This window comes from Stutzerimonas stutzeri (assembly GCF_024448895.1).
In the GTDB taxonomy this organism is placed as follows: Bacteria; Pseudomonadota; Gammaproteobacteria; order Pseudomonadales; family Pseudomonadaceae; genus Stutzerimonas; species Stutzerimonas stutzeri_Q.
The window spans coordinates 296,912-322,090 of record NZ_JAMOIC010000005.1 but is presented as its reverse complement, the minus strand read 5'-3'; the positions used below and the strand labels follow the sequence as shown (position 1 = coordinate 322,090).

Annotated in this window: 17 protein-coding genes; 5 read left to right on the top strand and 12 right to left on the bottom strand. The window is 64.5% G+C overall.

The window, feature by feature from the left end; all coding sequences use genetic code 11:
- Positions 1–17: 17 nt before the first annotated feature.
- On the bottom strand, positions 18–263 hold the full coding sequence (locus NA619_RS08815) for a DUF4282 domain-containing protein (protein ID WP_255961471.1): 246 nt from the start codon (positions 261–263) through the stop codon (positions 18–20).
- A 208-nt stretch (positions 264–471) separates the two neighbouring features.
- On the opposite strand from NA619_RS08815, the gene NA619_RS08810 reads away from it, so the two are divergent.
- Complete coding sequence (locus NA619_RS08810; RefSeq protein WP_255961470.1) at positions 472–1,860, top strand: DUF2868 domain-containing protein; 1,389 nt, start codon at positions 472–474, stop codon at positions 1,858–1,860.
- 93 nt (positions 1,861–1,953) lie between these two features.
- Positions 1,954–3,327, top strand: a complete 1,374-nt coding sequence (locus NA619_RS08805; RefSeq protein ID WP_255961469.1) for a GTPase/DUF3482 domain-containing protein — start codon at positions 1,954–1,956, stop codon at positions 3,325–3,327.
- Here NA619_RS08805 and NA619_RS08800 read toward each other — a convergent pair.
- Positions 3,324–4,244 carry a DMT family transporter gene (locus tag NA619_RS08800; protein WP_255961495.1) on the bottom strand — a complete coding sequence of 307 codons (921 nt, stop codon included), beginning with the start codon at positions 4,242–4,244 and terminating at the stop codon, positions 3,324–3,326. The two genes, NA619_RS08805 and NA619_RS08800, sit on opposite strands and share 4 nt — an antisense overlap.
- Positions 4,245–4,333: 89 nt before the next feature.
- On the opposite strand from NA619_RS08800, the gene NA619_RS08795 reads away from it, so the two are divergent.
- On the top strand, positions 4,334–5,248 hold the full coding sequence (locus tag NA619_RS08795; RefSeq protein ID WP_255961468.1) for a LysR family transcriptional regulator: 915 nt from the start codon (positions 4,334–4,336) through the stop codon (positions 5,246–5,248).
- Between the two features lie 170 nt (positions 5,249–5,418).
- Here the strand turns inward: NA619_RS08795 and phoU are convergent, their stop codons facing one another.
- The 5 genes from phoU to NA619_RS08770 form a co-directional block, all read right to left on the bottom strand.
- Positions 5,419–6,141, bottom strand: a complete 723-nt coding sequence (gene phoU, locus NA619_RS08790) for a phosphate signaling complex protein PhoU (protein ID WP_255961467.1) — start codon at positions 6,139–6,141, stop codon at positions 5,419–5,421.
- A 184-nt stretch (positions 6,142–6,325) separates the two neighbouring features.
- The gene (gene pstB, locus NA619_RS08785; RefSeq protein ID WP_255961466.1) at positions 6,326–7,156 is read right to left on the bottom strand and encodes a phosphate ABC transporter ATP-binding protein PstB; all 831 of its coding nucleotides are present in this window, start codon (positions 7,154–7,156) and stop codon (positions 6,326–6,328) included.
- 81 nt (positions 7,157–7,237) lie between these two features.
- On the bottom strand, positions 7,238–8,908 hold the full coding sequence (gene pstA / locus NA619_RS08780; RefSeq protein WP_336605448.1) for a phosphate ABC transporter permease PstA: 1,671 nt from the start codon (positions 8,906–8,908) through the stop codon (positions 7,238–7,240).
- Between the two features lie 72 nt (positions 8,909–8,980).
- Positions 8,981–11,257, bottom strand: coding sequence for an ABC transporter permease subunit (locus NA619_RS08775; RefSeq protein ID WP_255961464.1), 2,277 nt, complete (start codon positions 11,255–11,257; stop codon positions 8,981–8,983).
- A 214-nt stretch (positions 11,258–11,471) separates the two neighbouring features.
- On the bottom strand, positions 11,472–12,440 hold the full coding sequence (locus NA619_RS08770) for a PstS family phosphate ABC transporter substrate-binding protein (RefSeq protein ID WP_255961463.1): 969 nt from the start codon (positions 12,438–12,440) through the stop codon (positions 11,472–11,474).
- Positions 12,441–12,659: 219 nt separating this feature from the next.
- Between NA619_RS08770 and NA619_RS08765 the strand changes: the two genes are divergently transcribed.
- Positions 12,660–13,061 (top strand): acyl-CoA thioesterase, encoded by a 402-nt coding sequence (locus tag NA619_RS08765; RefSeq protein ID WP_255961462.1) that lies wholly within the window; start codon positions 12,660–12,662, stop codon positions 13,059–13,061.
- 21 nt (positions 13,062–13,082) lie between these two features.
- Here the strand turns inward: NA619_RS08765 and NA619_RS08760 are convergent, their stop codons facing one another.
- Positions 13,083–14,264: a GGDEF domain-containing protein gene (locus NA619_RS08760; RefSeq protein WP_255961461.1), complete on the bottom strand. Its 1,182-nt coding sequence runs from the start codon at positions 14,262–14,264 to the stop codon at positions 13,083–13,085.
- A gap of 163 nt (positions 14,265–14,427) precedes the next feature.
- Between NA619_RS08760 and NA619_RS08755 the strand changes: the two genes are divergently transcribed.
- Complete coding sequence (locus NA619_RS08755) at positions 14,428–15,336, top strand: AEC family transporter (protein WP_336605447.1); 909 nt, start codon at positions 14,428–14,430, stop codon at positions 15,334–15,336.
- Here the strand turns inward: NA619_RS08755 and NA619_RS08750 are convergent, their stop codons facing one another.
- The 4 genes from NA619_RS08750 to recC all read right to left on the bottom strand — a co-directional run bounded on the left by NA619_RS08750 (position 15,337) and on the right by recC (position 25,033).
- Entirely contained in the window at positions 15,337–15,780 is a 444-nt protein-coding gene (locus NA619_RS08750; protein ID WP_023443983.1) for a hypothetical protein, read from the bottom strand. It lies immediately after the preceding gene.
- Positions 15,781–15,910: 130 nt separating this feature from the next.
- Positions 15,911–17,761 carry an exodeoxyribonuclease V subunit alpha gene (gene recD, locus NA619_RS08745; protein ID WP_255961460.1) on the bottom strand — a complete coding sequence of 617 codons (1,851 nt, stop codon included), beginning with the start codon at positions 17,759–17,761 and terminating at the stop codon, positions 15,911–15,913.
- A gap of 427 nt (positions 17,762–18,188) precedes the next feature.
- Positions 18,189–21,737 carry an exodeoxyribonuclease V subunit beta gene (gene recB / locus NA619_RS08740; RefSeq protein WP_255961459.1) on the bottom strand — a complete coding sequence of 1,183 codons (3,549 nt, stop codon included), beginning with the start codon at positions 21,735–21,737 and terminating at the stop codon, positions 18,189–18,191.
- Entirely contained in the window at positions 21,734–25,033 is a 3,300-nt protein-coding gene (recC, locus tag NA619_RS08735) for an exodeoxyribonuclease V subunit gamma (protein WP_255961493.1), read from the bottom strand. The genes recB and recC overlap by 4 nt, the downstream gene beginning before the upstream one ends.
- Between the last annotated feature and the right edge of the window lie 146 nt (positions 25,034–25,179).

The window sequence follows — 25,179 nt, the reverse complement described above, 5'->3', positions numbered from 1 at the left end:
CAGCGCCGCCCGGCCGTTCACTGGCGATTGGCGATTTTCTGCAGATTCTCGTTGATCTTGAACAGCACGATCAGCAGCTCGCACCAGATACGTGTCCCGATCAGGCCGAACAGCAGGATGCCCAGACCTGACCAGAAACCACCGCCATAGCCGCTGAACATGGTCCCGAGCGCGCCGACGACCACGCTGATCAAGCCAAGCCAGTAGATGAAGATAATGATCTTCGGCGTGAGCATGGAGTCGAAGAAGAAGACGTCTTTCATGGCAAAGTCCTTTTGAAGGTGCGCAGGGCAGCACAAAAGCGCTGCTTGGCGAATCGGCCTGTCCCTGGCAGAAAATGCGGCGAACCGCGGAGCGATCACGTGATCGGGCGCGGATGCTAGCAGAATAACCGCGCGGGCTACGTACGCCGTTCACCCTTCAGGCCGGCAACGGTTATCCTCGGGACCGAGCCCTTCTACGAGAAACCGTGTGTCTGCACTTTCCTCACCGAACACCCTCGACCGTCTCTGGCTGACCGAAGCCGTGCGCCTGCGCGAAGAACACGCCGGGCCGCTGGATGACGCTGAAGCCAATCGCCAGGCCCGTGCGCAGGGTGGCGCACTGGCTCAGCTGATCGAACATCGGGCGTTGTGGCTGGCGCGCCGTGACGGCCTGATCGAAGCATTGCGGCACTGGCGTCAGGGCGCACGGCTGGCGGGTTTCGCACTGATTCTGCTGGCACTGCTGACCGGTGCAGGTCTGGCATTGGCGGCTCTGGGCGATGGCGTGAGGCCGGTCAACGTGTTCTGGGCGCTGGGCAGCTTGCTCGGGCTGAATCTGCTGACGCTGCTGGGCTGGCTGCTGGGCTTTTTCTTCGCAGGCGACGCCGGGGGTGCGCTGGGCCGGCTGTGGCTCTGGCTCAGTGAAAAGCTCGCTCGGGACGCGCGCGCCGTGCAGCTTGCGCCGGCGCTGCTGGCGGTACTGGAACAACGCCGCCTCGGCCGCTGGTTGCTGGGCCTCGGTATACACGGCTTGTGGCTAGTAGCGATGGCCAGTGCGCTGCTGACCCTGTTGGCACTGCTCGCCACGCGGCGCTACGGCTTCGTCTGGGAAACCACCATTCTTGGCGAAAGCACCTTCATCAACCTGACTCAGGCGCTCGGCACGCTGCCCACGCTGCTCGGCTTCAGCGTGCCGGATATCGACCAGATTCGCGCCAGCGGTACGCTAGGCAACGGTGCGGACGGCGCCCGGCAGAGCTGGGCCGGCTGGCTGGTCGGCGTGGTGCTGATATACGGGCTGCTGCCTCGTCTGCTGCTGGCGCTGTTTTGCCTGTGGCGCTGGCGACGGGGCCGTGCCCAGCTGCGCCTCGATCTGCAATTACCGGCCTACCGCCTGCTGCGTGAACGCCTGCAACCCCCTAGCGAACGCCTCGGTATCAGCGATCAGGCCCCGGCGCAGCTGCACGCACCCAGCGCCGGCACGCAACTGGACGGCAGTGAAGGCGCGGTGATCGTGGCCATCGAGCTGGAGCAGAACCATCCCTGGCCGCCGAAGCTGCCCCGGTCGGTGGCCGATGCTGGCGTGCTGGATGATCGCGAGCAGCGCCGTCGATTGCTCGAACAGCTGACCCGCTTCCCCCCTGAGCGTCTGGCCATCGCCTGCGACCCGCGCCGCTCCCCGGACCGCGGCACGCTGGCGTTGATCGGCGAGCTGAGTCGTTGCGCCACTGCGACCCGCGTCTGGCTGCTGCAGCCACCGGCCGGCGAAGCGTTGGACAGCCATCGCCTACAGGACTGGCATCAGGCGCTTGATGGCTTGGACTTACGTCACTCCAGCAGCGCACCGATGACCTGGCTGGAGAGCGGCCATGATTGAAGAGGCGAACGGCATAAACGGAAGCACCCGGGGCACCCGTAGGATGGTGTTGAGCGAAGCGATACCCATCGAACCAATCGGCGGAGAACGCCCATGAGCGCCCCCCTCAAACTCGCGCTGGTCGGCCACACCAACGTCGGCAAGACTTCGCTGCTGCGCACCCTTACCCGCGACGTCAGCTTTGGCGAGGTCTCGCACCGGCCGAGCACCACGCGGCATGTCGAAGGGGCACGACTGTCGGTCGACGGCGAGCCGCTGCTGGAGCTTTACGACACCCCCGGTCTGGAAGATGCCATCGCCCTGCTCGACCATCTCGAACGGATCGAGCGCCCCGGCGAACGCCTCGACGGCCCGGCACGCACCGCTCGTTTTCTTGACGGCAGCGAGGCGCGCCAGCGCTTCGAGCAGGAGGCCAAGGTGCTGCGTCAGCTGCTGGCCAGCGACGCCGGACTCTATGTGATCGATGCCCGCGAACCGGTGCTGGCCAAGTACAAGGACGAGCTGGCCGTGCTCGCTGGCTGCGGCAAACCGCTGTTGCCCGTGCTCAACTTCGTTGCTCAACCCGGACACCGTGAGGAACAGTGGCGTGAAGCCCTCGCACGCCTCGGCCTGCATGCGCTGGTGCGCTACGACACAGTGGCGCCGCCGATTGACGGCGAGCGCCGACTTTATGAAAGCCTGGCGCTGCTGCTAGAGCAGTCCAGACCCAAACTGCAGCGTTTGATCGAAGATCACGAAGCCCAAGCCTTGGCCCGGCTGAGCGAAGGCAATCGTTTGATCGCCGAACTGCTGGTGGATGTCGCGGCGTGCCGACGCAGCGTCGCCGCTCAGCCGGAGCTGGAGCGCGGCTCCATTCGTGAACTGCACGATGCCGTCCGTGCCCGTGAACAGGGCTGTGTCGAAGCCATGCTTCGCGTCTACGGCTTCCGCCCGCAGGACGCCGCTGCTGCCGATCTGCCGTTGCTCAACGGCCGCTGGGGCGACGATCTGTTCAATCCTGAAACGCTCAAAGAGCTGGGCGTGAAAATCGGCGGCGGGATGGCCGCCGGGGCAGCAGCAGGTGCTGGTGTTGATCTGATGGTCGGCGGCATCACCCTGGGCGCCGCGGCATTGCTCGGTGCCATTGCCGGAGGCGGCGCGCAGACCGCTCGCCACTACGGCAACCGTTTGCTCGGCAAGCTCAAGGGCCAGCGGGAACTGACTGTCGATGACGCCGTGCTGCGCTTGCTCGCCGTGCGCCAGCGCCAGTTATTGATCGCCCTAGCCGCCCGTGGTCACGCGGCGATAGAAGCGATACGCCTCGGTGCGCCGGAAGACAAGACCTGGCGCGAAGGCAAGCTGCCTGAGGCACTGCACCGTTGCCGGGCTCATCCGCAATGGTCCTCGCTTAATCCTGGCGCGCGTCTGGAGCAGGCCGAACGGCAACAGCAACTGGCGGAGCTGGTCCAGAGCCTTCAGCGAAGCTAGGCGCTCGCCACAGTGGCCGCAGCTGGCACGGGCGGCTTGGGTCGAGGCGATGAGCGCAAGGCACAGAAGGTCGCTGCAACTATCAGCAAACCACCGAGCCAGCCCTGCAGGCCCAGCCGCTCACCGAGCCAGAGCCCGGCGATGACGGCGCCGAACAGCGGCTCGGAGCCCATCAGCAGCGACACCCGCGTCGCACTGGTGCGACCCAGCGCCAGGTTCTGCACGTAGAGCGCGAACAGGGTGGCGAAGCCCACCAAGTACAATGCCGCAGCCCAGAACGCCGGACTCTGCGGCAACGCCGGCAAGCCACCTGGCAGCGAGAAGCCCAGCACCAGGCAACCTGTGGCGACAACACCGCTTTGTACGGCCGTCAGTGCCAGCGGCGGTATCTCGAGATTCGCCGTCAGCCGCCGCGTCAGACAGACCAGCACGGCGCGCAGCAACGCCGCCGCAAGCATCAGCCCGTCGCCAAGGTTGAGCGATATCGCCATTCCGCCGGTGAGCAGCCAGACGCCAAGCAGCGACAGCGCGCAGGCAGTGAACAACAGATTGCTGGGACGCTTGCGTAACATCGCCCATTCCACGAACGGCGTGAACACCACGCACAGGCTGATGAGAAAGGCCGCGTTGCTGGCGGTGGTGAGCATCACCCCCCAGGTTTCGCAGAGAAAGATCCCAAGCATCACCACGCCCAGCGGCAAGCCTGGTCGAATCGCCCGCAGCCCGTCCCCGCGCAGCTGCGGCAACAGCAGGACAAAAGTCAGCCCGAAGCGGATCGCTAGAAATCCCAGCACCGGATAGAACCACAGCGCCTGCTTGGCCACCGCGTAGCTGCTGCCCCAGATGATCGCCACCATCAGCAGCATGGCATCGGCCAGCCAGAGATTGCGTTGTGTGACACCGCGCCAGTCGTGCATGCCCATCACCCCTCTTCTCAGATCGAGGCGATTGTCCATTGATACGCTGAGGTCGATAATCCATTGATTCAGCAAAGGACTTGTTCGCCATGAGAAGGAATGACAGGACAACGCTGTTACCGGGAATGGCAGTGTTCGTGCGCGTGGTGGAAGCCGGCAGTTTTTCCGCCGCCGCCCGGCAGCTCGGCACCACCGCTTCGGCAGTGAGCCGCCAGGTCGCGCGGCTGGAGCAGGAGTTGTCGTTGCGACTGCTGGAGCGCACCACACGGCAGCTGCGATTGAACGAAGCCGGCAGTGAGTTCTACGCCCATTGCCGGACGATGCTCGACGCGGCCGAGCAGGCGCTGGCCATCGGCGAACGTCTGATGAGCCGCCCTCGCGGCCTGGTGCGCCTGAGCGTGCCAAAAGCCTACGGAAAGTTCGTCATCAGCCCGCTGATGCCGGATTTCCTGCGCCGTTACGCCGATGTCGACGTGCAGCTGCACATCAGCGACCAGAGCCCCGACCTGATCGAGGACGGCTTCGACCTGCTGGTGAAAGTCACCGATCAACCGCCAGAAGGCCTCGCCGGCAAACCACTTGGGCCGGTACGCCAGCTGCTCTGCGCGAGCCCGCACTACCTGCAACAGCACGGCACGCCGCAGCATCCGCAGGAATTGCTCAGACACAGCTGCATGTTTCTGGGTGAAAACGCTGGCGACAACCGCTGGCATTTCAGCAACGGTGATCAGCTCGAAGTAGTAACGGTGCGCGGTCGCTATATCAGCAACCACAGCGAAGCGCGGCTGGACGCGGCGCTGGGAGATATCGGTATCACGGTGCTGCCGCAATTCACCGCGGCGCAAGCGCTGGCGGAGGGACGCTTGCGCGAAGTACTGCCGCAGTGGCGTTACACCGGCTCGTATCAGGGGGCGGCCTGGCTGCTCTGGCGACAGAATTTGCACCTGCCGCCGAAGCAGCGGGTGCTGATCGACTACCTCAGCGAGGCGTTGGCGACGAGCTAAGCGCCGTCCGTTTTGGGACGACTGATGCGGCGTGCAGCCTCTAGGGGAGCGGTAGCAGAGCGCCGAGCGTCGGTTATTGGTGGGCTGAAGCCCACCCTACAATCTGGAGACGAGCTCCCGTAGGGTAGGTTTCAGCCCACCAAGGGCTGTCACAGCACCCGCAAAAAGGATCAGTCGCGCTTGGCGACTTCTTCGGCCATCCGCTTGAGGCCCAGATGGCGCACATCGGTGCCGCGTACCAGGTAGATCACCATTTCGGCGATGTTGCGCGCGTGGTCGCCGATTCGCTCCAGCGAACGCAGCACCCAGATCACGCTCAACACGCGGGAGATCGAGCGCGGATCTTCCATCATGTAGGTGACCAGTTCACGCAGGGCGGTCTTGTATTCGCGGTCGACGGTCTTGTCGTACTGCGCCACTGACAGCGCCAGGTCGGCGTCGAAGCGGGCAAAGGCGTCCAGCGACTCCTGCACCATGCGGCGAACCTGATCGCCGATATGGCGCACTTCGACGTAACCACGCGGCGACTCGCCGTCTTCGCATAGTTCGATGGCGCGACGGGCGATCTTGGTCGCTTCGTCACCGATGCGCTCCAGGTCGATGACCGACTTGGAAATGCTGATGATCAAGCGCAGGTCGGAGGCCGCAGGCTGACGACGGGCCAGAATGCGGATGCACTCCTCGTCGATGTCGCGCTCCATGTGATTGATCTGATCGTCCACGTCACGCACCTGTTGCGCCAGCCCGGAATCGGCCTCGATCAGCGCGGTGACCGCATCGTTAACCTGCTTCTCCACCAGCCCGCCCATAGCCAGGAGGTGACTGCGTACCTCCTCCAGCTCGGCGTTGAACTGCTGGGAGATGTGTTGCGTGTGGCTGTCTTTACTGATCATCTTTTCGCTCCGAGGAGGCTGCCGCTAGGCGGCTCTGGTGCGCAGCGCACCCTTGTAAATTGGATTCCACTCAAACCCGTCTGGGCTTTGGCAGAGTGTGTCAGGCAAGGAGGCGGAACGCAGACAGTACAACTTTTACGGCAAGTTCCGCCGACGCCGCCTGGCGCGCTCTGACATGGCCAGACTAGCCGTAGCGGCCGGTGATGTAGTCCTCGGTCTGCTTCTTGTCAGGATTGGTGAACAGGGTATCGGTATCGCCGTACTCGATCAGCTTGCCCATGTACATGAACGCGGTGTAATCCGAGACCCGCGCGGCCTGCTGCATGTTGTGCGTGACGATGACGATGGTGTACTTGGCCTTCAGCTCGTAGATCAGCTCTTCGACTTTCAGCGAGGAGATCGGGTCGAGGGCCGAGCTGGGCTCGTCGAGCAGCAAGACTTCGGGCTGCACGGCGATGGTCCGGGCGATGACCAGACGCTGCTGCTGACCACCAGAGAGGCCGAGGGCCGACTCGTGCAGGCGGTCCTTCACTTCTTCCCACAGTGCCGCGCCCTTGAGGGCCCACTCGACGGTCTCGTCAAGCACGCGCTTCTGCTTGATGCCCTGGATGCGCAGGCCGTAGACGACGTTCTCGTAGATGCTCTTGGGGAACGGGTTGGGCTTCTGGAACACCATGCCGACGCGGCGGCGCAGGTCGGCGACGTCCTCACCCTTGCGGTAGATGTTGTGGCCATCGAGGTTGATGGCGCCGTCGATGCGGCAGCCATCGACCAGATCGTTCATGCGATTGAAGCAGCGCAGCAGCGTCGACTTGCCGCAGCCGGACGGGCCGATGAAGGCGGTCACGCGCTGGCGCGGGATGTTCATGCTGACGTTGAACAGCGCCTGTTTCTCGCCGTAGTACAGGCTCAGGTCCGGCACTTCGATGGCGACGGGTTCGTTGGCCAGGCTCAGCGCGCGCTTATCGCGACCCAGCGCCGAAATGTCGATGGTGTGCGTCTTTGCTTGTGACATGGATGTCTCCGTATCGCTGGAGGCTAGAAGCGCGGGCTGCGGATGTCTGCAGCGCCGGGCCTCCAGCGGGTCTGTCGGCTGTTAGTGGTCGAGCGCTTTGTATTTTTCGCGCAGATGGTTACGAATAACGACCGCGGTAAGGTTGAGCGTGGCGATTACCATCACCAGCAGCAGCGCCGTCGCATACACCAGCGGCCGCGCGGCCTCGACGTTGGGGCTCTGGAAACCGACGTCGTAGATATGGAAGCCCAGGTGCATGATCTTCTGGTCAAGGTGCAGATAAGGATAGTTGCCGTTGAGTGGCAGGCTTGGCGCCAGCTTGACGACGCCCACCAGCATCAGCGGCGCCACTTCACCAGCGGCACGCGCCACCGCGAGGATCAGGCCGGTCATCATCGCCGGGCTGGCCATGGGCAAAACCACCTTCCAGAGGGTCTCGGACTTGGTAGCGCCCAGCGCCAGCGAGCCTTCACGGAGAATCCGAGGAATGCGCGCCAGGCCTTCTTCAGTAGCGACGATCACCACCGGCAGGGTGAGGATCGCCAGGGTCAGCGAGGCCCACATCAGGCCCGGCGTGCCGAAGACAGGTGCCGGCGCCGCTTCGGGGTAGAAGATCCGGTCCAGCGAACCACCCAGTACGTAAACGAAGAAGCCCAGACCGAACACGCCATAAACGATCGACGGCACGCCGGCGAGGTTGTTCACCGCGATGCGGATGATCCGTGTCAGCACACCCTGCTTGGCGTATTCGCGCAGGTAGACCGCCGCAACCACGCCGAACGGGGTGACGATCACCGCCATGATGATGGTCATCAGCACGGTGCCGAAGATCGCCGGAAAAATACCGCCTTCGGTGTTCGCTTCGCGGGGCTCGTCACTGACGAATTCCCAAACCTTGGCGAAGTAGAAGCCCATCTTCTCCATTGTCGACATGGCGTTAGGACGGTAGGCCCGCACGATCTTACCGAGGGTGATTTCCTTTTCCTGGCCGTCCATGGTGCGCATGGTAATGCTGTCGCGATTGATGCTTTGATACAGCGACGTCAACTCACCTTCCAGCGCTTTGTACTCGGTGTCCCATTGGGCACGCTCGGCGTCCAGATCAGCCTGAGCAGCAGCATCTAACTGGTCGTTCAGCTCCAGTTTTCGGGTTTTCAAACGCAACCGTTCGAGACCATGGTTGATGCGGCCGATGTCGATCTTTTCCAGCCGTGAAAGCTGTGTGTGCAGCTCATCGATACGGCTAATTCGTTGTTCCAGCTCATTCCAGGCAGTATCGCCTTCGGCGACCAGCTGCCCGTTTTCCTTGACGTTCAGCAGCTCGCCATAGAAGTTGCCCCACTCGCGACGCTCCAGCGCAACCAGGTCAACCGGCCTGCGTGGGTTGCTCAGCCATTCGCCGATAACCCAGGAGAAGTCCGCGCCATAGACCTCGCGGTTGCCAACCTTGAGCAGCTCGCGCGTCATGAACTCGCCGCCTTCCACGTCGACCGGCAGCCCACTGGCCGCCAGGCGCGCACGAGGCACCTCTTCGGCTTGCACGATTTCGCCAGCCATTACCCGCGGCTGCGCGCCGGGAATCTGGTAATCGCTGACGATCACGTCAGCCGGCCAGAAATGCTCGAGGCCGCGTACGGCGATCACCGCCAGCAGGCCGAGGGTCATGATCACGGCGATGGACACGGCGCCGGCATTCATCCAGACCCAGGGAGTGCCACTCTTGATCCAGGTTTTCAGCGAATCCTTTTTCACGGATCGATACCTTTGTCGAAATCTTTTCGTAGCCACAATCGGCTGCATCGGTGCCCGGAGGCGTGGCTCGTGTTACAGGCTGGCGTACTTGCGGCGCAGCCGTTGGCGGATCAATTCGGCCATGGTGTTCATCACGAAGGTGAACATCAGCAGCACCATCGCTGCGAGGAACAGCACGCGGTAGTGCGTACTGCCCACTTCCGACTCGGGCATTTCCACCGCTACGTTGGCCGCCAGGGTACGCATGCCTTCGAAGATGTTGGCTTCCATGATGGGCGTGTTACCGGTCGCCATCAGCACGATCATGGTTTCGCCCACGGCGCGACCCATGCCGATCATCAGCGCGGAGAAAATGCCCGGGCTGGCCGTCAGCAGCACCACGCGGGTGAGTGTCTGCCAGGGGGTTGCGCCCAATGCCAGCGAGCCCAATGTCAGGCTGCGCGGCACGCTGAACACGGCATCTTCAGCGATCGAATAAATGGTCGGGATCACTGCAAAGCCCATGGCCAGTCCGATCACCAGCGCGTTGCGCTGATCGAACGGAATACCCATTTCGTTGGACAGCCACAGGCGCATGTCACCGCCGAAGAACCAGTTCTCCAGATAACCGCTGACCGCCAGCGAGCCCCAACCCACTAACAGGATCACCGGGATCAGCATCACCGCTTCCCAGCCATCCGGAACGCTCAGGCGGACGTTCTCCGGCAACCGGCTCCAGATCCAGCTGGCCAGCAGGATGCCAACGGGCATCAGAAGCAGCAGGCTGAAAATGCCAGGCAGGTGGTTTTCCAGATAAGGGGCAAGGAACAATCCGGCAAAGAAGCCCAGAATTACCGTCGGCAGGGCCTCCATCAACTCGATGACCGGCTTGACCTTGCGGCGCAGCGCCGGCGCCATGAAGTACGCGGTGTAGAACGCGGCACAGATGGCCAGCGGGGCCGCCAGTAGCATCGCGTAGAACGCAGCCTTGAGGGTGCCGAACGCCAGCGGCGACAGGCTCAACTTGGGCTCGAAGTCACCCGTTGCAGAGGTCGACTGCCAGACATAATCGGGCTCCGGATAGCTTTCGTACCAGACCTTGCCCCACAACGCGCTCCAGGAAATCTCCGGGTGCGGATTGTCGATTACGAAGCGCTGGAGCTGATCACCCGACTCCACCAGCAAACGGGTAGCGCGAGGCGACATGGCGGCTACAGCTGCGCCGTCGGCGACCTGTTCGGTCAGCAAAGTGCGATGCGCCGTGCTGTGAAAGATACCGAGGGTGCCGGCGTTGTCGAGGGCGAGAAAGCCTTTGCGACGCTCTTCGGGAATGATCTGGGTGATCGCCTGACCGTCCAGCTGGAAGTTGCGCACATTCTCGAGCTCAGCTTGGCCGTCGCTACCGCGAACCATGAACCACTGACCAATGCCGCCGGTCGAGTCGCCGACCATCAGCGAGATGCCACCAAGCAATGAGGCGACGGTCGTAATCTCACCTTTGCCCGCGAGCAGTTTGTAGCGACCGTTGAGTTGCTTGCGGCGCAGATCGAACACATCGACGCTGGCCCGCCCGCTTACGGCGAACATCCACATGTGACGCGGATCGATGCGCAGCGCCTTGATCGGCTGCGAGAGTTGAGGAAGCTCGATACGCTCCTCTTCCAGCGTGACTTCGCCCGTCATCAGATTTTCGCTCGAGGCGATCTTCAGCGCGTGCAGTGCACCGTCGGTTGCACCGGCAACCATCAGGGTCGAGCCGTTGAGACTGATGGCTGCGTGTTCGATGGGCCGGCCCTGCGGGTCCAGGCTCAGCGGCTCTTCGCCGAAGGGATAATCCAGCTGCGGCGTGATGGTCTTCTTGCCTTCCGGATAACTGACCTTGTAGTTGTGCTCCAGCACCATCACCTGACCGTTATCCAGGCCGATCACGATACGGCGGTTGCCCGGCGTGTCCTGCCCCACCGATACGATGCGGCTGTCAGCCGGTAATGGCAGGTCGATCGAGCGAAGGGATTCGCCGGTCTTCAGGCTGAAAAAACGAACGATGCCGTCGTCACCGAGGCGCAACGCCACCTCGTTCTGCTCTTCCACGGCCAACAGCAAGGGTTCGCCGGCATCTGCCAGCCAGGCCGGTTGCTGGGCATCACGCGATTCCAGCTCGGCACCCTGGAACATGGGCGTCACGACCTGGGCGAGGTAGAAGAAGATCAGGCAGATCGCGCCAAGCACGGCGAGACCGCCAATGGAGACATACCAGCGCGCCAGGTTGTCTTTCAGCGCGCGGATGCGCCGCTTGCGTTGCAGCGCGGGGGTGTTGAAGTCCAGCCGTTGCACATCGGAATTCGCGCTCATGGTCTCGATATCGTTCATGCGAAGGTCCTGGCCGCTCAGGCCGTTAAATCTGAACTGCTGCGCCGCCGTGGCGCGAGTCGTTCCTGGCTTGATGGCCGGTCGGGCGCCTAATTTAATGCAGCTGTGTGACAGAAAAATTACAGCGGGGTGACACGACGACGCCCACCAGCGCGCAGGGCGTGGCGGGCGTCTGCTCAACTCGCGGCGAGTGCCGCGAGGCGGGCATCAGGTCTTAGTTAAGACCCAGGTCCTTCAGCGTCTTGTCGACGACTTTCTTCGGCAGCGGGATGTAGCCGTCCTTGACCACGACTTCCTGACCCTGCTTGGAGAGCACAAGCTTCAGGAATTCGGCATCGATCGGGCTAAGCGGCTTGTTCGGTGCCTTGTTGACGTAGACGTAGAAGAAGCGAGCTAGCGGGAACTTGCCAGCCAGAGCGTTCTCTTCGTTGGCTTCGAAAGCTTCGCCGCCTTTGGACAGAGGAACGGCACGGACGCTGGAGGTCTTGTAGCCGATACCCGAGTAACCAATGGCGTTCAGGGTGCTGGAGATCGACTGCACCACCGAAGCGGAACCAGGCTGCTCGTTCACGTTGGACTTGAAGTCACCTTTACACAGGGCTTCTTCCTTGAAGTAACCGTAGGTGCCGGATACCGAGTTACGACCAAACAGCTGAATCGGCTTGCCAGCCCACTCGCCGGTCAGACCCACGTCGCCCCAGGTCTTGATGTCCTGCTCGCCGCCACACAGACGGGTGCTGGAGAAGATGGCGTCGACCTGTTCGATGTCCAGGCTCTTGATCGGGTTGTCCTTGTGCACGAACACGGCCAGGGCGTCGATGGCAACCGGTACTTCGGTCGGCTTGTAGCCATACTTTTCTTCGAAGGCCTGGATTTCGTTGTCCTTCATCGGACGGCTCATCGGACCCATGTTCGAAGTGCCTTCGGTCAACGCCGGCGGTGCGGTCGAAGAACCGGCAGCCTGGATCTGGATGTTGACGTTGGGGTAGCTGCGCTTGAAGTCTTCGGCCCACAGGGTCATCAGGTTGGCCAGGGAGTCGGAACCGACACTGGACAGGTTGCCGGAAACACCGGAAGTCTTCTCATAGGTCGGCAGTGCCGGGTCAACCGCAGCAACTGCGTTAGCAGCGCCAACGCCAGCGGCTACGAAGGTCAGGGCCGCCATCAAACGATTCAGTTTCATTCCATGCTCCTAGCAAGGGGGTGTGTCAGTGTTTGGAACGGGGGCCATTGTCTGCAGGCCGTGTGAACACTCTATGAACGGAATATGACAATCAGGTGACGGTGCTGAACTTTAGGACTGCTTTGTCGCTGACAGCGGATGCAGCCGCTATACTCGGCGCGCGCCGCACTACTGCGGGCTTTTCGCGCCAAAACAACAAACGCGCCGCGGGTCCAATCGATGAAAGAATTTGAACAGGAAGATCCAATCCCTCAGGGCGACCTCGCTCTGCAGCTGACTGCGCTGCCGCGCGAGACCAACGGTTTCGGCGATATTTTCGGGGGCTGGCTGGTTTCGCAGATGGATCTGGCTGGCACCGCGATGGCCAGCCGTGTGGCTGCCGGCCGAGTGGCCACCGTGTCCATCGACCGCATGGCCTTCATGGTTCCGGTCCCCGTTGGGGCGCAGCTTTCCTTCTACACCCAGACGCTCGATGTCGGGCGCAGCTCGATCCGGATGCTGGTAGAAGTGTGGAGCGATGAACCGTTGACCAGTGAATGGCGCAAGGTGACCGAAGCGGTGTTTGTCTTCGTTGCCATCGATAGCAGTGGCCGTACCCGCCCGGTTGCGCCGCGGCGCTGACAGCCAGGCCACTGCGAAGGATCAGCCCATCAGGAAACGGTTCTTGCCTGCCTGCTTGGCCTGATACAGCGCCGCGTCCGCTGCCTGATAGAGTTGCTCGGCCGTCTGGCCGGGTTGCCACATCGCTACGCCGATACTGGTAGTGACATAGGGGCCCTGAGGTGACGCAGGGTGCGGCACAGCGCGCTCGGCCAGCGTCGACAGAATCTGCCCGGCAATCGCCTGCGCAGCGCTCGCATCGCAGCTCGGCAGCAGCAGCCCGAACTCTTCGCCGCCGACCCGAGCCGCCAGGTCCAGTGGCCGTCTTGCAAAGCCATCGAGTACTTCGCTGAACTGCCGGATCAAGCCGTCACCCGCCGGATGCCCGAGGTTGTCGTTATAGGCCTTGAAGTTGTCCAGATCCAGCAGCAGCAACGCAAGCGGTTGCTGATCACGACGCACCTGCAGCATCGCCTGCTTGAGAGCGGTATCGAAGCTGCGTCGATTGGCTAGGCCGGTCATCGCATCATGCTGGGCAACCCACCCCAACAGCTTGCGCACCAGAAACTGCTCTCGCTGCGAGAATTCATGCACATAACGACTGATGGCGCCGATGATCAGCAGCAGCACGTAATAGCTGACCGAAATCCAGTGCACCTGCATTTCGCTGGAGGACAGGATGAGCGAGGCCATCAGGATATCGAGCAGCACGATTGCGGCAGCACTGATCAGGGCCCGCCAGAACGTAATCCCGAGAAAGAAGAACGAACAGACGATCAGCAGGCCTGCGCCATAACGAAAGGCCAACTCTGGCTGCAGAATTTCGTACTGAATGTCGATGCGCGCCGCCACAGCGCCAACCAATACCAGGAGGACTGGAAACAGCCGGTTGACGATCAGGCGAATCCGCCGGTGAAAGAGCGTAAATATCAGAATCGCCACGCCAGGGAGCATCTGTAGCACGCGCAGCAGCGTTAGCTCTCGCAGCCACTGTGGATCGGAATGGCCGAACAACCGACGCTCGACATACAGGTAACCGCTGACCACGAGCAGTAGAAGGCATGCACCCAAGAGCTGCGCCAGGCGGGCCTGGTAGCCAAGGTAACGGCGAAATTCGCGCTCAAGCTCGGGCGCGAACAAGAGATGGCGGAATCCCCGGAGCAGCTGCCGGCCGTAGGGCGTTTCCCGATAATCTTCGGCGGACTGGAGTTCTAGGGAAAGCATCGGGATGACTCGGAATAGGGCGTGGCGATGATATCACTTAGACATCATCTCGCTTGCTTTCCCGATGAACGTGCAATCACGCCCGGCCGCAATGACCACTCGGGTTGCAGCCAACGACGCGACGCTCCACTATCTGAAAACCTGCACTGTTGGATGTATCTGCGTGACCGCCCTTCTGCTCGCTCTCTGGCCCCTGTTTGCCCTGATCGTCGCCGGTTATTTCCTTCGGTTGCGTGCCTTTCCCAGCGAGGAGTTCTGGCCCGGCGCCGAGCGCATCAACTACTTCATCCTATTTCCCGCCCTGCTGTTCAGCAGCCTGGCCACCGCGCCGCTGGATAACCCGGCATTGCCGCGTCTGGCCGCCGCCGTGATGCTCGGCCTTGGCCTCGCCTGGATCGCCTTGCTGGTCGTCAAACGATTACGCGGATGGCCTGCCGGCCGCTTCGGCGCCATCACTCAGGGCGTGTTGCGCTTCAACACCTATCTCGGGCTGGCCGCGGTGGGCAGCCTGTTCGGCAAGGAGGGGCTGGCGCTGGCCGCGCTGATGCTGGCACTGATGGTGCCGACGGTGAACGTGATGTCGGTATGGGCGCTGACCGCCGAACGTGGCGTCAGCGTACGCGGTCTGCTGCTGCCCATCGCCAAGAACCCGCTGATTCTCGCCTGCGTCGCCGGTGCGCTGGTCAATCTGTCGGGCCTGGGCTTGCCCGGCGGCACCGACCGTCTGCTGAGCCTGCTGGCCGCCGCCAGCCTGCCGCTGGGCCTGCTCTGTGTCGGCGCGGCCCTCAAACCCCAGGAACTGGGCGGGGAAATCCCGGCTCTGGGCTGGAACAGCGCAGTGCGCCTGCTGGCCGTGCCGCTACTGGCCTACGGGGTGGCGGTGGTGCTAGGCCTGCCCGATATGGAAACCACCATCCTGGTGCTGTTCTTCGCCCTGCCCACCGCTCCCACTGCCTACGTGCTCACCCGCCAGCTCGGCGGCGACAGCCATCTGATGGCCGGCATCATCACCTTGCAGACCCTGCTCGCGGCGGCCAGCCTGCCGCTGGTGCTGACGCTGCTCAACGGCTGATCAGCGCGCGACCTGCCCGCGTAGCAGACGCAGCAGCATCAGCGCCATGCCGACACCCAGCGCGCCGAGTACCAGCAGCGGGCCGAGATAACCGAGGGCGTCCTGCAGCCAACCGAGCAGCAGGTGCAGCCATTCGGTGTGCAACGAGGCTTCGACTGCAACGTAACCGCCCTGCTCCCAGATCTGGTAGGCGGCGTACAGCGGGATCAGCGTCAGCGGCAGCAGGATCAGGCACAGCCAGTAGCCGCTGCGCCGGTACGCACCCAGCAGCCCCCATGGCAGGTAAGCAGCACGAATCAGCTGGAAGAAGCAGACGATGTAATAGACCACCAGCAGCAGGGCGAAACCGCTGGCCACGGACGGCGCGAGCCAGAGTTCACGCAGCGCCGCGGTGCTGATGAACAGGCTGAGTGCGCCCCATAGCAGAAGAAAGAAGGTTCTCATCGCAAGTCCCGGTGTCGGCTTTTGGCGAAAGCGCATCGGAACAGAATTCCGAGCGCCATACGCACAACCGCTTCACGAAACAGGCGGCGATGAGCAGCGATCATGCCGGCTTCGAGCAGGCGCGCACGGTTTAGAACAGGCTGAGCTGATCGCTTTTTGGCTCATCTGGCTTGGCCGCCGGCACTTCCTCTGTGGCTCTGGTCTGAGCGCTGGGGAGGGCCAACCGTTCGGCCAATCCTGCGGCGCGCTCGGCGCGTGTATTGACCGCTTCGGCCAGCCGCGCCGGCAGCGCCCAGATCTCCACCTTGCGCTTGGCGCGGGTGATGCCCGTGTAGAACAGCGAGCGCGTCAGCAGCGGGCTGGGCTGTTCCGGCAACGCCAGCAGCACCTCGGTGAACTCTGAGCCCTGGCTTTTGTGCACGGTCATGGCGAAGGCGCTGTCATGACTCGGCAACCGTGCCGGGGCAAAGCCGCGATAGCCCTCGTCGCCCTCGAAGAACACCCGCAGGCCCTGCTCGGTTTTCAGACACAAGCCGATATCGCCGTTGAACAGGCCCAGGGCGTAGTCGTTCTGCCGGACCATCACTGCACGGCCGGGGTACCAGCGTTCGCGGGCGGGCACACCGAGGCGGCGCTTGAAGCGCGCTTCCAGTGCCTCGTTGATGCCGGTGACGCCAAAGGCGCCTTCGCGCTGGGCAGCCAGCGCGCGGAAACCGTTGAAGGCCTCGAACGCGGCGGATGGATCGGTCTGGCGTGCGGCCTGCAGATAGGTCGAATAGCCCTGCTCCAGTCGCTCGATCAATGCGGCGGACGTTGGCTTGGCATTCCAGGCAAGATCGGCGCGCCCTTCCTGCAGCAGCGCCACCGTACCCTTGGCGTCGCCAGCGTTGATGCGCCGCGCCAGTTCGCCGATCCCGCTGTCGCCGGCGAAGCGGTGGCTGTGGGTGAGCAGCACAACCGCATCGCCGAGGCGCGAGCGCGGCGTCTCGACCGGTACGGCCTGCCCGGTAAGGCGTTGCAGATCGGTCGCGGCCTGACTATCGAAACCGCGCCCTTCACAGAGTTCGGCGAACACCGCGCCGGCCTCCACGGCGGCCAGCTGGTCCTTGTCGCCGAGCAGAATCAGTCTCGCCTTCGGCGGCAGCGCAGCGACCAGCTTGGCCATCAGCGCCAGGTCGACCATCGATGCCTCGTCCACCACCAGCACGTCCAGCGCCAGTGGATGGGCCGCGTCATGGCGCACCTTCGGGCTGTCGCCGCGGCTGCCGAGCAGGCGGTGCAGTGTGCGCGCCTCGTCCGGCAGGGCGTCCTTGACGGCATCGCTGACCGGCAGATCGGCCTTGGCGTTGCGGATCGCTTCGGCCATGCGCGCCGCGGCCTTGCCGGTGGGCGCGGCGAGGCCGATGGCTAGCCGTTCGCCGCCGGGTTGTTCCAGCAACGCCGCCAGCAGGCGGACCACGGTGGTGGTTTTGCCGGTACCGGGACCACCGGAGATTACTGCCAAGCGTCGGCGTACCGCCTGGGCTGCCGCGAGGCGCTGCCAATCGGGGCTTTGCTGATTAAAGGCGAACAACCGCGCCAGGCTGTCGCTCAGCTGAGCTTCATCGACATCCGGTGCGTCCACTGCGCGAGTCAGCAGCTGTTCCGCCAGTTGCTCCTCGTAGGCTTGGTAACGGGCCAGGTAGAGCCGGTCGCCAACGAGGATCAGCGGCGCGTAATCATCAGATGTGCCGATCAGAGGCGAGGCCTCCAGTTGCGCCCGCCAGGTTGCGAGCGTCGGCAGGCTGAGGTCAACCTCAGGCCATGGGCGCTTTCCGGCGAAGCGTTGGAGCGGCAGGCAGACGTCTCCGGACGCCAGGGCATCACAGCAGAGCGCGGCGGCGAGCAGCACCGCGTCAGGGGTATCCGGCTCGAGGCGCTGCAGACTGGCGATAAAGGCGCGCTCCAGTGGGCCTAACGGAAGCTCGAATAGATTCGTCATCGTGGCGACCTCGAACCAGCAGAAACCCGCTTGCTGGCAGTACTCGTTCCGGCACCGCGGATCGCCAGCAAGCTGGCTCCTACAAGTGCAGCAGGTCGCCGCGAATGAACGGGCAGAATCGCTGGCGACTGGCTTTGAGGATCTGGCGTGAACACTTTTACGGCCGGAGGAGCCAGCTTGCTGACGATGCGTTTCCCGCTGCCGCGGTGCGCACGCCAGCTCGCTCCTACAAGAGCAGCCAGCTTTAAAGTGACGGGTACAGGTACCTTTGATCGAGCCTGGAAACCCTGACCGAAAACTACTCCGGTCGTAGGAGCCAGCTTGCTGGCGATGCTCTGCTCATGCCCCCGGATCGCCAGCAAGCTGGCTCCTACAAAAGCGGGCGATCGCGCTTCGCAAGAGGGGGCTCCTGCGGATATGTGGCGCATCATCTTCCCTCCTCGAACAACCGATCCAGTGCGTCGAGCAGCGCATCATCCGGTCGCGAGAAATAAACGCCGGCTTCAGGCATGCCGCGCAGGAACAGGTAGAAAGCGCCGCCCAATTGATCATTTGTGAAATCAGTCAGGCGCTGACGGAGGAAGCGGCGCAGCGCCACCAGATAGATCAGGTATTGCAGGTAGTAATGCTCTCCCGCCAACGCCTGCAGCAGCCGTTCGCCGCCGTAGTAACTGGCATCCGGACCGAGCCAGTTGGACTTGTAGTCGGCGATGTACCAGCGGCCGTCGTGCTCGAAGGTCAGGTCGATAAAGCCCTTGAGAAAGCCCTTGAGGCTGTCGAACTCCAGCCGCGCCGCCGCTTCGCGCAACGGTTCGGCGAGGCCGTTGGCCGGATCGACCAACAGGCTGCGCAGCCGTGTCACGTCGAGCTCCTGTACCGGGAAGGTGAAGCCCAACTCGGGCAGGCGTCTGGCCGACTGCAGCGCGGCGAGGGTCAGGCCGGCGCCATCCATATCGGTGTCGAGCACCTTTTGCAGATGGCTGATGGCGATTTCCTCCCACTCCAGCGGCAGACCGTAGGCCTGCAAAGCGGGTTCGACCAGCGCCTCCAGATCGCCTTTGCCGCGCGCCCAGTCTTCGAGGATCGCGTGCAGGCAGGTACCGGCACGGGCTCCGCGGGGAAAGGCGAAGAAGCCACTGCCCGGCTCGCCGGCATCAGGGATGGCCAGGGCGTCGCGGTCGGGTGCTTCCATATGCATGCCGGCCGCAAGACCGGAAAAGCTGCCAATCCGCCAGGCGCTGTGCAGGCTGCGATTGAGCTGCGACAACTGCTGAGGCGCCGCCGCACGGCCGGGCCCTTGGGCACTGGCTTCACGCAGCTCCAGCGGCACGCAGGCCATATGACCGCCGCCCCCCTGTACCAGCCGCTCGATGGCCAGGCGCAGGCTGCCGCCATTAAGGTCGGCCAGATGATTGCCCAGTTCGGTCAGCGGTTGCTCGCCGGAGAGATCGCGGCCGTGCAGCAGCCAGGCCAGAGCGCTGCTGTGCAAACCCTCTTCAGCCAGGCTGCCGTCCTTCTTCGGCTTGCACAGGTTGACCGGCCCCCAATGCAGCCAGAGACGATCGCGGGCACGGGTTAGGGCCACGTAGGCCAGGCGTAGCTGCTCGGCGAAGACTTCCTGGCGGGCGCGTTCGAGGTGGTCTTCCAGCGCGTCGCTGCCGAGATCCAGCAGCGGTTGGCCGCTGGCATCGTGGCAGCGGGCGCTGTCGCGGTTCTTGCCGAGCAGCTTGCCGTCCCAGAGGAAGGGGCAGAACACCAGTGGGTATTCCAAACCCTTGCTGGTGTGGATGGTCACGATCTGCACCCGCTCGGCATCGCTTTCAAGGCGCAGCAGGGCTTCCTCGCCGGCGCCTTCGCTGCCGCGCTGCAGGTTGAACCAGGCGAGCAGCGGCTCAAGACCCGGGCGCAGCAGGCTTTCGGCTTGCAACAGTTCACCCAGGTGCAGGAGGTTGGTCAGCCGACGTTCGCCATCGACCCGCGCCAGCAGCCGTTCGGCCACCGCCTGCTCGTCGAGCCAGGCACGGAACACGCGCATGAACCCCTGCTGCTGCCAGAGCTGGTGATAGCGCTCGGCGGCTTCGCGCTCAGCGTCCCACTGCTGCTGATCGTCCTGGCAGCGGGCGAGATCGGCGGCGCTGCGGCCCAGTAGGCGCGTGGCCAGTGCATAGCGCAGCAGCCCTTCGCGGCCGGGCTCGGCGTAGGCGGCGAGCACCGCGGCCAGCTCAATCGCCTCCTCACTGCGCCAGACGCTGTCACGCCCGCGGCGCACGCTGGGCACACCGCGCGCCGCCAGCTCATCGGCGATCATCCCGGCCTGGCGGTGGTTGGCCACCAGCACGGCTATATCGCCACCTTTCAGCGGAGTAAACACACCGTCCTTGGCGAAACCGGCGCGCCCTTCCGCGGCGCCGGCGAGTTGCAGGGCGATACGCCGTGCGGTGTCGCTCGCCGCCAGCTGCGCGGCCTCGCCCTTGCCGAGCGGATCGTCGCCGAGCCAGACCAACGCCAGCGGCGCCGCCTCGCCCTCCTCCACTAGATGCAGGCTGGCCCGCGGCTTGTCGGCCGCGCCTACCGCTGGATAGCGCAGATCAGGTTGGGCGAACGGCTGCGGATGATCGAACAGCTGGTTCAACGCGGCGATCAGCTCGGGCGTCGAGCGATAATTGGTCGGCAGGTTGAAGGGCTCGCGATCGGCCTGCTGCTTGGCCGTCATATAGGTTGCAAGGTCCGCCCCGCGGAAGGCGTAGATCGCCTGTTTGGGATCGCCGACAAAACACAGCGACGCCTCGCCCGCCTTGGCATAGATGCGGTTAAAGATGGCGTACTGGATCGGGTCGGTGTCCTGGAACTCGTCGATCAGCGCCAGCGGATAGGTGGCGCGCAGCGAGGCCGCCAGGTCTTCGCCGACCGGGCCTTGCAGCGCCTGGTCCAGTCGATTCAGCAGGTCGTCGAAGGCCAGCAGCCGCTGCGCCGCCTTGCGCTCGGGCAGCTCACGGTTGAGCCGCTCCAGCAGTGCGACTTGCAAGGCGATCAGCCGTTGCTTGCCCGCTGGCAGCGCCTCGGAGACCTGATCGGCCAGTTCATCCAGTGCATGGGCCAGTTCGCAGACGGGCGCGTCATGGCCCTTCTTGCAGGCTTTGCTCAACGCTCTGACACCGAACTTGGCCGCGCCCTCGGGTAGATCGAACATCACGGCCGGGTCGGCAAAATAGGCGTCGAGCTCGCTCCGCCAGGGCTCGAACTTGATGCCTTTGTGAGTACTTTGGCTGAGCCCACCGTGCGCCCGGAGCTCGGCGATCCAGGCGGTACCCGCCTGCTTCCACAAGTCAGCGGCGCGCTGCCAGACGGCCTCGACCGGACGCAGGTCGGCGGCGACCGGCGCACCCTGCGGTTCCACCCGCAAGTACGGCTTGCCCAGATGACTGCGCAGCCGCTGGCGCAGCCACACCGGCGTGATCCGGCTCTTGGCCAGGAAGCGCGCCCAGGCCGGATCGGCATCGGCCAGCTCGCTGCGCCAGGCGTCGGCGAGCAGCGCATCGATGATCTCGCGGTCATCGGCGGTCAGCTCGCTGTCGAAATCGCCCCCGGCCTCGAACGCGGCGTCCTGCAAGGCGCGCTGGCAGAAGCCGTGAATGGTGAAGATCGCCGCCTCGTCGAAGCCGTGCACCGCCAGCAACAGGCGACGGCGCGAGGCTTCGTCCGGATAGCGGGCGTGCAGGCGGTTGAGGAAATCGTCGCTGCTCGGCGTGCCTTCATAGACCGCCAGCAGGTCGGCCAGCCGTGCGCGGATGCGCTCGCGCAGTTCAGCAGTGGCGGCGGTGGTGTAAGTGACCACCAGAATCTGCCCCACCGACAGCTGCCGCTCCAGCAGCAGACGCGCATAGAGCGCGGTAAGTGTCCAGGTCTTGCCGGTGCCGGCGCTGGCCTCGATCAGCGAGCGGCCGTCGAAGGGCGAGTCGAGCAGGTCGAGTTTCATGCTTCCTCCTCGTCTTGCGCCAAGGCATCCAGCGCCGGGCCGATCAATTCCTGAGCCAGCGTTTCGAAGCGCTGGTCCAGCGGATCGCGGTCGCGGAAGGCCAAGGCGTTCCACGGGTCTTCGGCCTCGGCGGCGATGGGGCTGAACTCGGCGCCCAGCCAGGCTTCGCGGGCGCGCTTGCGGGCGCAGTCGATTGGTTCACTGCCGCGGGCCGGCTTGCGATAGCCCTTGGCGAAGGCATGGCTGCTACGCGGCAGCAACGGCAGCGGTTCGCGGATGGCGCAGCGATAGGCGTCGAGCCAGGGTTCGAGCAGCTGCGCGGCATTGGCCAGCGGCCCCAGCTGCCAGTCACCGGCGGGCGATAGCATCAGGCTGTGGCGCTCGATAACGGGCGTGGCGGACAGGTTGAGCAGCAGATGGCGCAGCCAGAATGGTGGCAGGTCCCATTCGCCGAGGCGGCCGAGCTTCCAGCCGAACAGCCCGGCCGGGGTCACGCCGTCGAGCCAGCCATGCACGCGCACGCCGGCCAGGGTGATGTCCACCGGCAGCGGCTCGGGCACGGCGTCCGGGCGCAGTTCGAACAGCCGCGGCGCGAAGGCACGCACCGGCCCGCGCAGCTTGCCCCACAGTGCCTGGCCTAGCTCGCCCGTCGGCAGCCAGCCGGCCGCACAAGCCATGCGGCGTTCGTCTTCATCGCTCCAGCCGTGCTCCATGGCCTGCAGCGACAGGCGTCGCAGGCCATTCCAGGCAGGCATCTCCAAATCGAACGGCTCGTCGCTGGCGAGCGATTCCTGGTCATCGGCCAGACGCAGACCAAGGCGTTGCTCGAGCAGGAAGCGCGCCGGGTGGCGGAAGCACTGCAGCAGCTGGGAGGGTTCGATGGTCAGCCAGGCCTCGTCGGGTTCCGCGAGCAAGCTGGCAAACGGCTGCGGCTGAGTCTGCGGCGTCTCGGCCAGACGCCCGGCGGCGCGAAACCAGGGCGAGGAGAAACCCGCGCAGAGCCCGTCGCCAAAATTGCGCGGCGAGAACGGCTGCAGCGGGTGGGCGACGAGAATTTTCTGGCTGGCGGTCTTGGGTGCGGACTCGCCGGTATGCTCGGAAGCCTGTGCAACGGGCAGCACGGCGGTCATGTCCACTGCCTCCAGCACTTCGCTGAGCAGCACCGACGGCGGCAGCACGGCGTTGTCGCGCGGGTCGCGGCCGACATAGGACAGGTACAACGCTTCGCGCGCCGAAAGCAGGGTTTCCAGCAGCAGGTAGCGATCATCCAGCCGCCGGGCACGGTCGCCGCGGCGTGGATGCCGGCCGATCAGATCGAAACCCGAGGGCGGCGTACGACGGGGGAACGCCCCGTCGTCCAGCCCGAGCAGGCAGACCACGCGGAACGGCAGGCTACGCATCGGCACCATGGTGCAGAAGGTCACCGCACCGGTAAGAAAGCCCGAGGCGCCGCCGCCCTGCTGCAAGGCGGCACTGAGCTGCTGGTGAACCAGTTCCAGTTCGATGGGGCGTGTCAGGTCCGCGGCCTGTGCCTGGTCGCGCAACGCCGCGCAGGCCTGGGATAACAACAATAGCGTGTCCCCGGCTTCGCGCTCGTCGAACAGGGTGTCGATCAGCACTTGCAGGTCATCGGCCCATTCGGCCAGCGGACGCGGCCGCGCCAGCTGGTCGGCCAGTGTGCCGAGACGTTCGACGAAGTCCACCAGCCGCCCCAGCAACTGCCCGCGCGCGCCTTCCAGAGCATCCAGCGGCCAGTGCTCGCCGAGCAGTGGCGCGTGGTCGCCAGCCAGTTGCGGGGGCGCGGCGAAGCCCAGCAGCAGTCGGTCCAGCCCCTGGCGCCAAGTAAAGGCTGATTCGTCCGGCAAGCCCAGGCGAACACGCTGGCTGCCATCACGTCCCCAGCGCACGCCAGCTTCGCGTAACCAGTCGCGCAGCAGCGGTAGGTCTTCGTTTTCGATCCCGGCGCGCCGGGCAACGGCCGGCTGCTCCAGCCAGGCGAGGATTTCCTCGGCGGCAAAACGACTCTGCGCCAGCATCAGCAATTCAAGGAAGGCCTCGATCAGCGGCATCTCGGCGCGCAGGCTGCGGTCAGCGAGGCTGTAGGGAATCCGCGGGCTGCCCTCGCGTGGGGCGAACACGGCTTCGATAAAGGGCGCGTAGCGCTCGATATCCGGGGTCAGCACCACCACCTGATCGGGCGTCAGCGCCGGGTTGGCGGCGAAGCGCGCCAGCAGCTGGTCATGCAGGATCTCCACCTCGCGCAACGGCGAATGGGCGATATGCACTTCCAGCGAGCGGTCATCCTCGGCAAGGGTGATGCGCTCATCGGGCTGCCGGGTGCGCAGGCGCAGGATGTCATTCTGCAGCGCGTGCAGCAGGCTGTCATCGCGCAGGTCGTCGTCCTCGGAATACAGGCCGAACTCCTGACTGCCCTCGCTGGCGGTCAGGCTGAACAGGGAATCGAAGAAGTCCCGGCCCTGCTTGCCCAAGCTCGCTAACAACGGATGGCCGACATCGAGATACCAATCATCAGCCCCGCTCTCGGGCTGGCGCGCCAATTCACGGATATCGCGAATCTCGCCCCAGGCTTCGCGGCTCGGGTTGAGCGCGCAGACCACTACGTCGATATGTCGCGCCAGACCATCTAGCACGCGCAGGTGGTGCGGTGGCAGGCTGCTGATGCCGAACACCAGCAGGCGCTCGGGCAGGCCGGGCAAGGGTTCGTCGCTGTAGAGCCGCTGCAGCAGATCGTCGAGCAGCCGGGCGCGGTGCGGATGGCCGTCCTTGGTCAGCTCGCGCCAGAGCAGCGCCTGCCAGGCCTCGTCGGGGCCGAGTTCGAAGGTATCGCCACGCTCCCAGGCGGCCAGCCAGTCGTCGCGATAAAGCAGGTACTGGTCGAAGACGTCGGCGATCTTGGCTGCCAGCGACAGCCGCCGGCGCTCATCGCCGCCGTCGAGGTACTGCGCCAGACGCGGCGCCAGCTCGAGATTGGCCGGCTCGCAGAGCCAGCCGTAGAGGCGCCAGGTCAGGGTCGTCGGAGAGAACGCCGATTGTTCGGGCAGGCTGCCAAGCACCGTGCGGCTCAGGTCCCATACGAACTTGGCCGGCAGCTGAATCTCCAGCTGCATGGCGATGCCCTGCTTGCGCGCCAGTTCCAGCGTCAGCCAGCGGCCCATGCCCTGGCTCGGCACCACCACCAGCGCCGGGGCGAAGGGATCGGCGAGCGGCTGGGCAAGCAGGCGCGTGGCCAGTTCGCCGAGGGTTTCCAGATCGGGGGCGTGGTAAAGGCTGAGCATGAGGGCGGCTTCGGCTGGGTCAGCGGGCAAGGGTAGCAAGATCCTGCCGTGCCGCGGAAAAGGCGAGGCAGATGGCGGCCCCTTCCCTTTCTACTCCTTTCGCACGACGTCTTCGGGCCTTGTGTTCAATATCAATCCCCTTGCTC

What these genes read in the sequence shown, in the direction of transcription:
- recC (WP_255961493.1), bottom strand. Translation starts at nt 25,033, where the DNA reads ATGCTCAGCCTTTACCACGCCCCCGATCTGGAAACCCTCGGCGAACTG.
- NA619_RS08760 (WP_255961461.1), bottom strand. Translation starts at nt 14,264, where the DNA reads ATGCTTTCCCTAGAACTCCAGTCCGCCGAAGATTATCGGGAAACGCCC.
- NA619_RS08775 (WP_255961464.1), bottom strand. Translation starts at nt 11,257, where the DNA reads ATGAACGATATCGAGACCATGAGCGCGAATTCCGATGTGCAACGGCTG.
- NA619_RS08795 (WP_255961468.1), top strand. Translation starts at nt 4,334, where the DNA reads ATGAGAAGGAATGACAGGACAACGCTGTTACCGGGAATGGCAGTGTTC.
- NA619_RS08815 (WP_255961471.1), bottom strand. Translation starts at nt 263, where the DNA reads ATGAAAGACGTCTTCTTCTTCGACTCCATGCTCACGCCGAAGATCATT.
- recB (WP_255961459.1), bottom strand. Translation starts at nt 21,737, where the DNA reads ATGAAACTCGACCTGCTCGACTCGCCCTTCGACGGCCGCTCGCTGATC.
- recD (WP_255961460.1), bottom strand. Translation starts at nt 17,761, where the DNA reads ATGACGAATCTATTCGAGCTTCCGTTAGGCCCACTGGAGCGCGCCTTT.
- NA619_RS08765 (WP_255961462.1), top strand. Translation starts at nt 12,660, where the DNA reads ATGAAAGAATTTGAACAGGAAGATCCAATCCCTCAGGGCGACCTCGCT.
- pstB (WP_255961466.1), bottom strand. Translation starts at nt 7,156, where the DNA reads ATGTCACAAGCAAAGACGCACACCATCGACATTTCGGCGCTGGGTCGC.
- NA619_RS08800 (WP_255961495.1), bottom strand. Translation starts at nt 4,244, where the DNA reads ATGCACGACTGGCGCGGTGTCACACAACGCAATCTCTGGCTGGCCGAT.
- phoU (WP_255961467.1), bottom strand. Translation starts at nt 6,141, where the DNA reads ATGATCAGTAAAGACAGCCACACGCAACACATCTCCCAGCAGTTCAAC.
- NA619_RS08750 (WP_023443983.1), bottom strand. Translation starts at nt 15,780, where the DNA reads ATGAGAACCTTCTTTCTTCTGCTATGGGGCGCACTCAGCCTGTTCATC.
- NA619_RS08805 (WP_255961469.1), top strand. Translation starts at nt 1,954, where the DNA reads ATGAGCGCCCCCCTCAAACTCGCGCTGGTCGGCCACACCAACGTCGGC.
- NA619_RS08770 (WP_255961463.1), bottom strand. Translation starts at nt 12,440, where the DNA reads ATGAAACTGAATCGTTTGATGGCGGCCCTGACCTTCGTAGCCGCTGGC.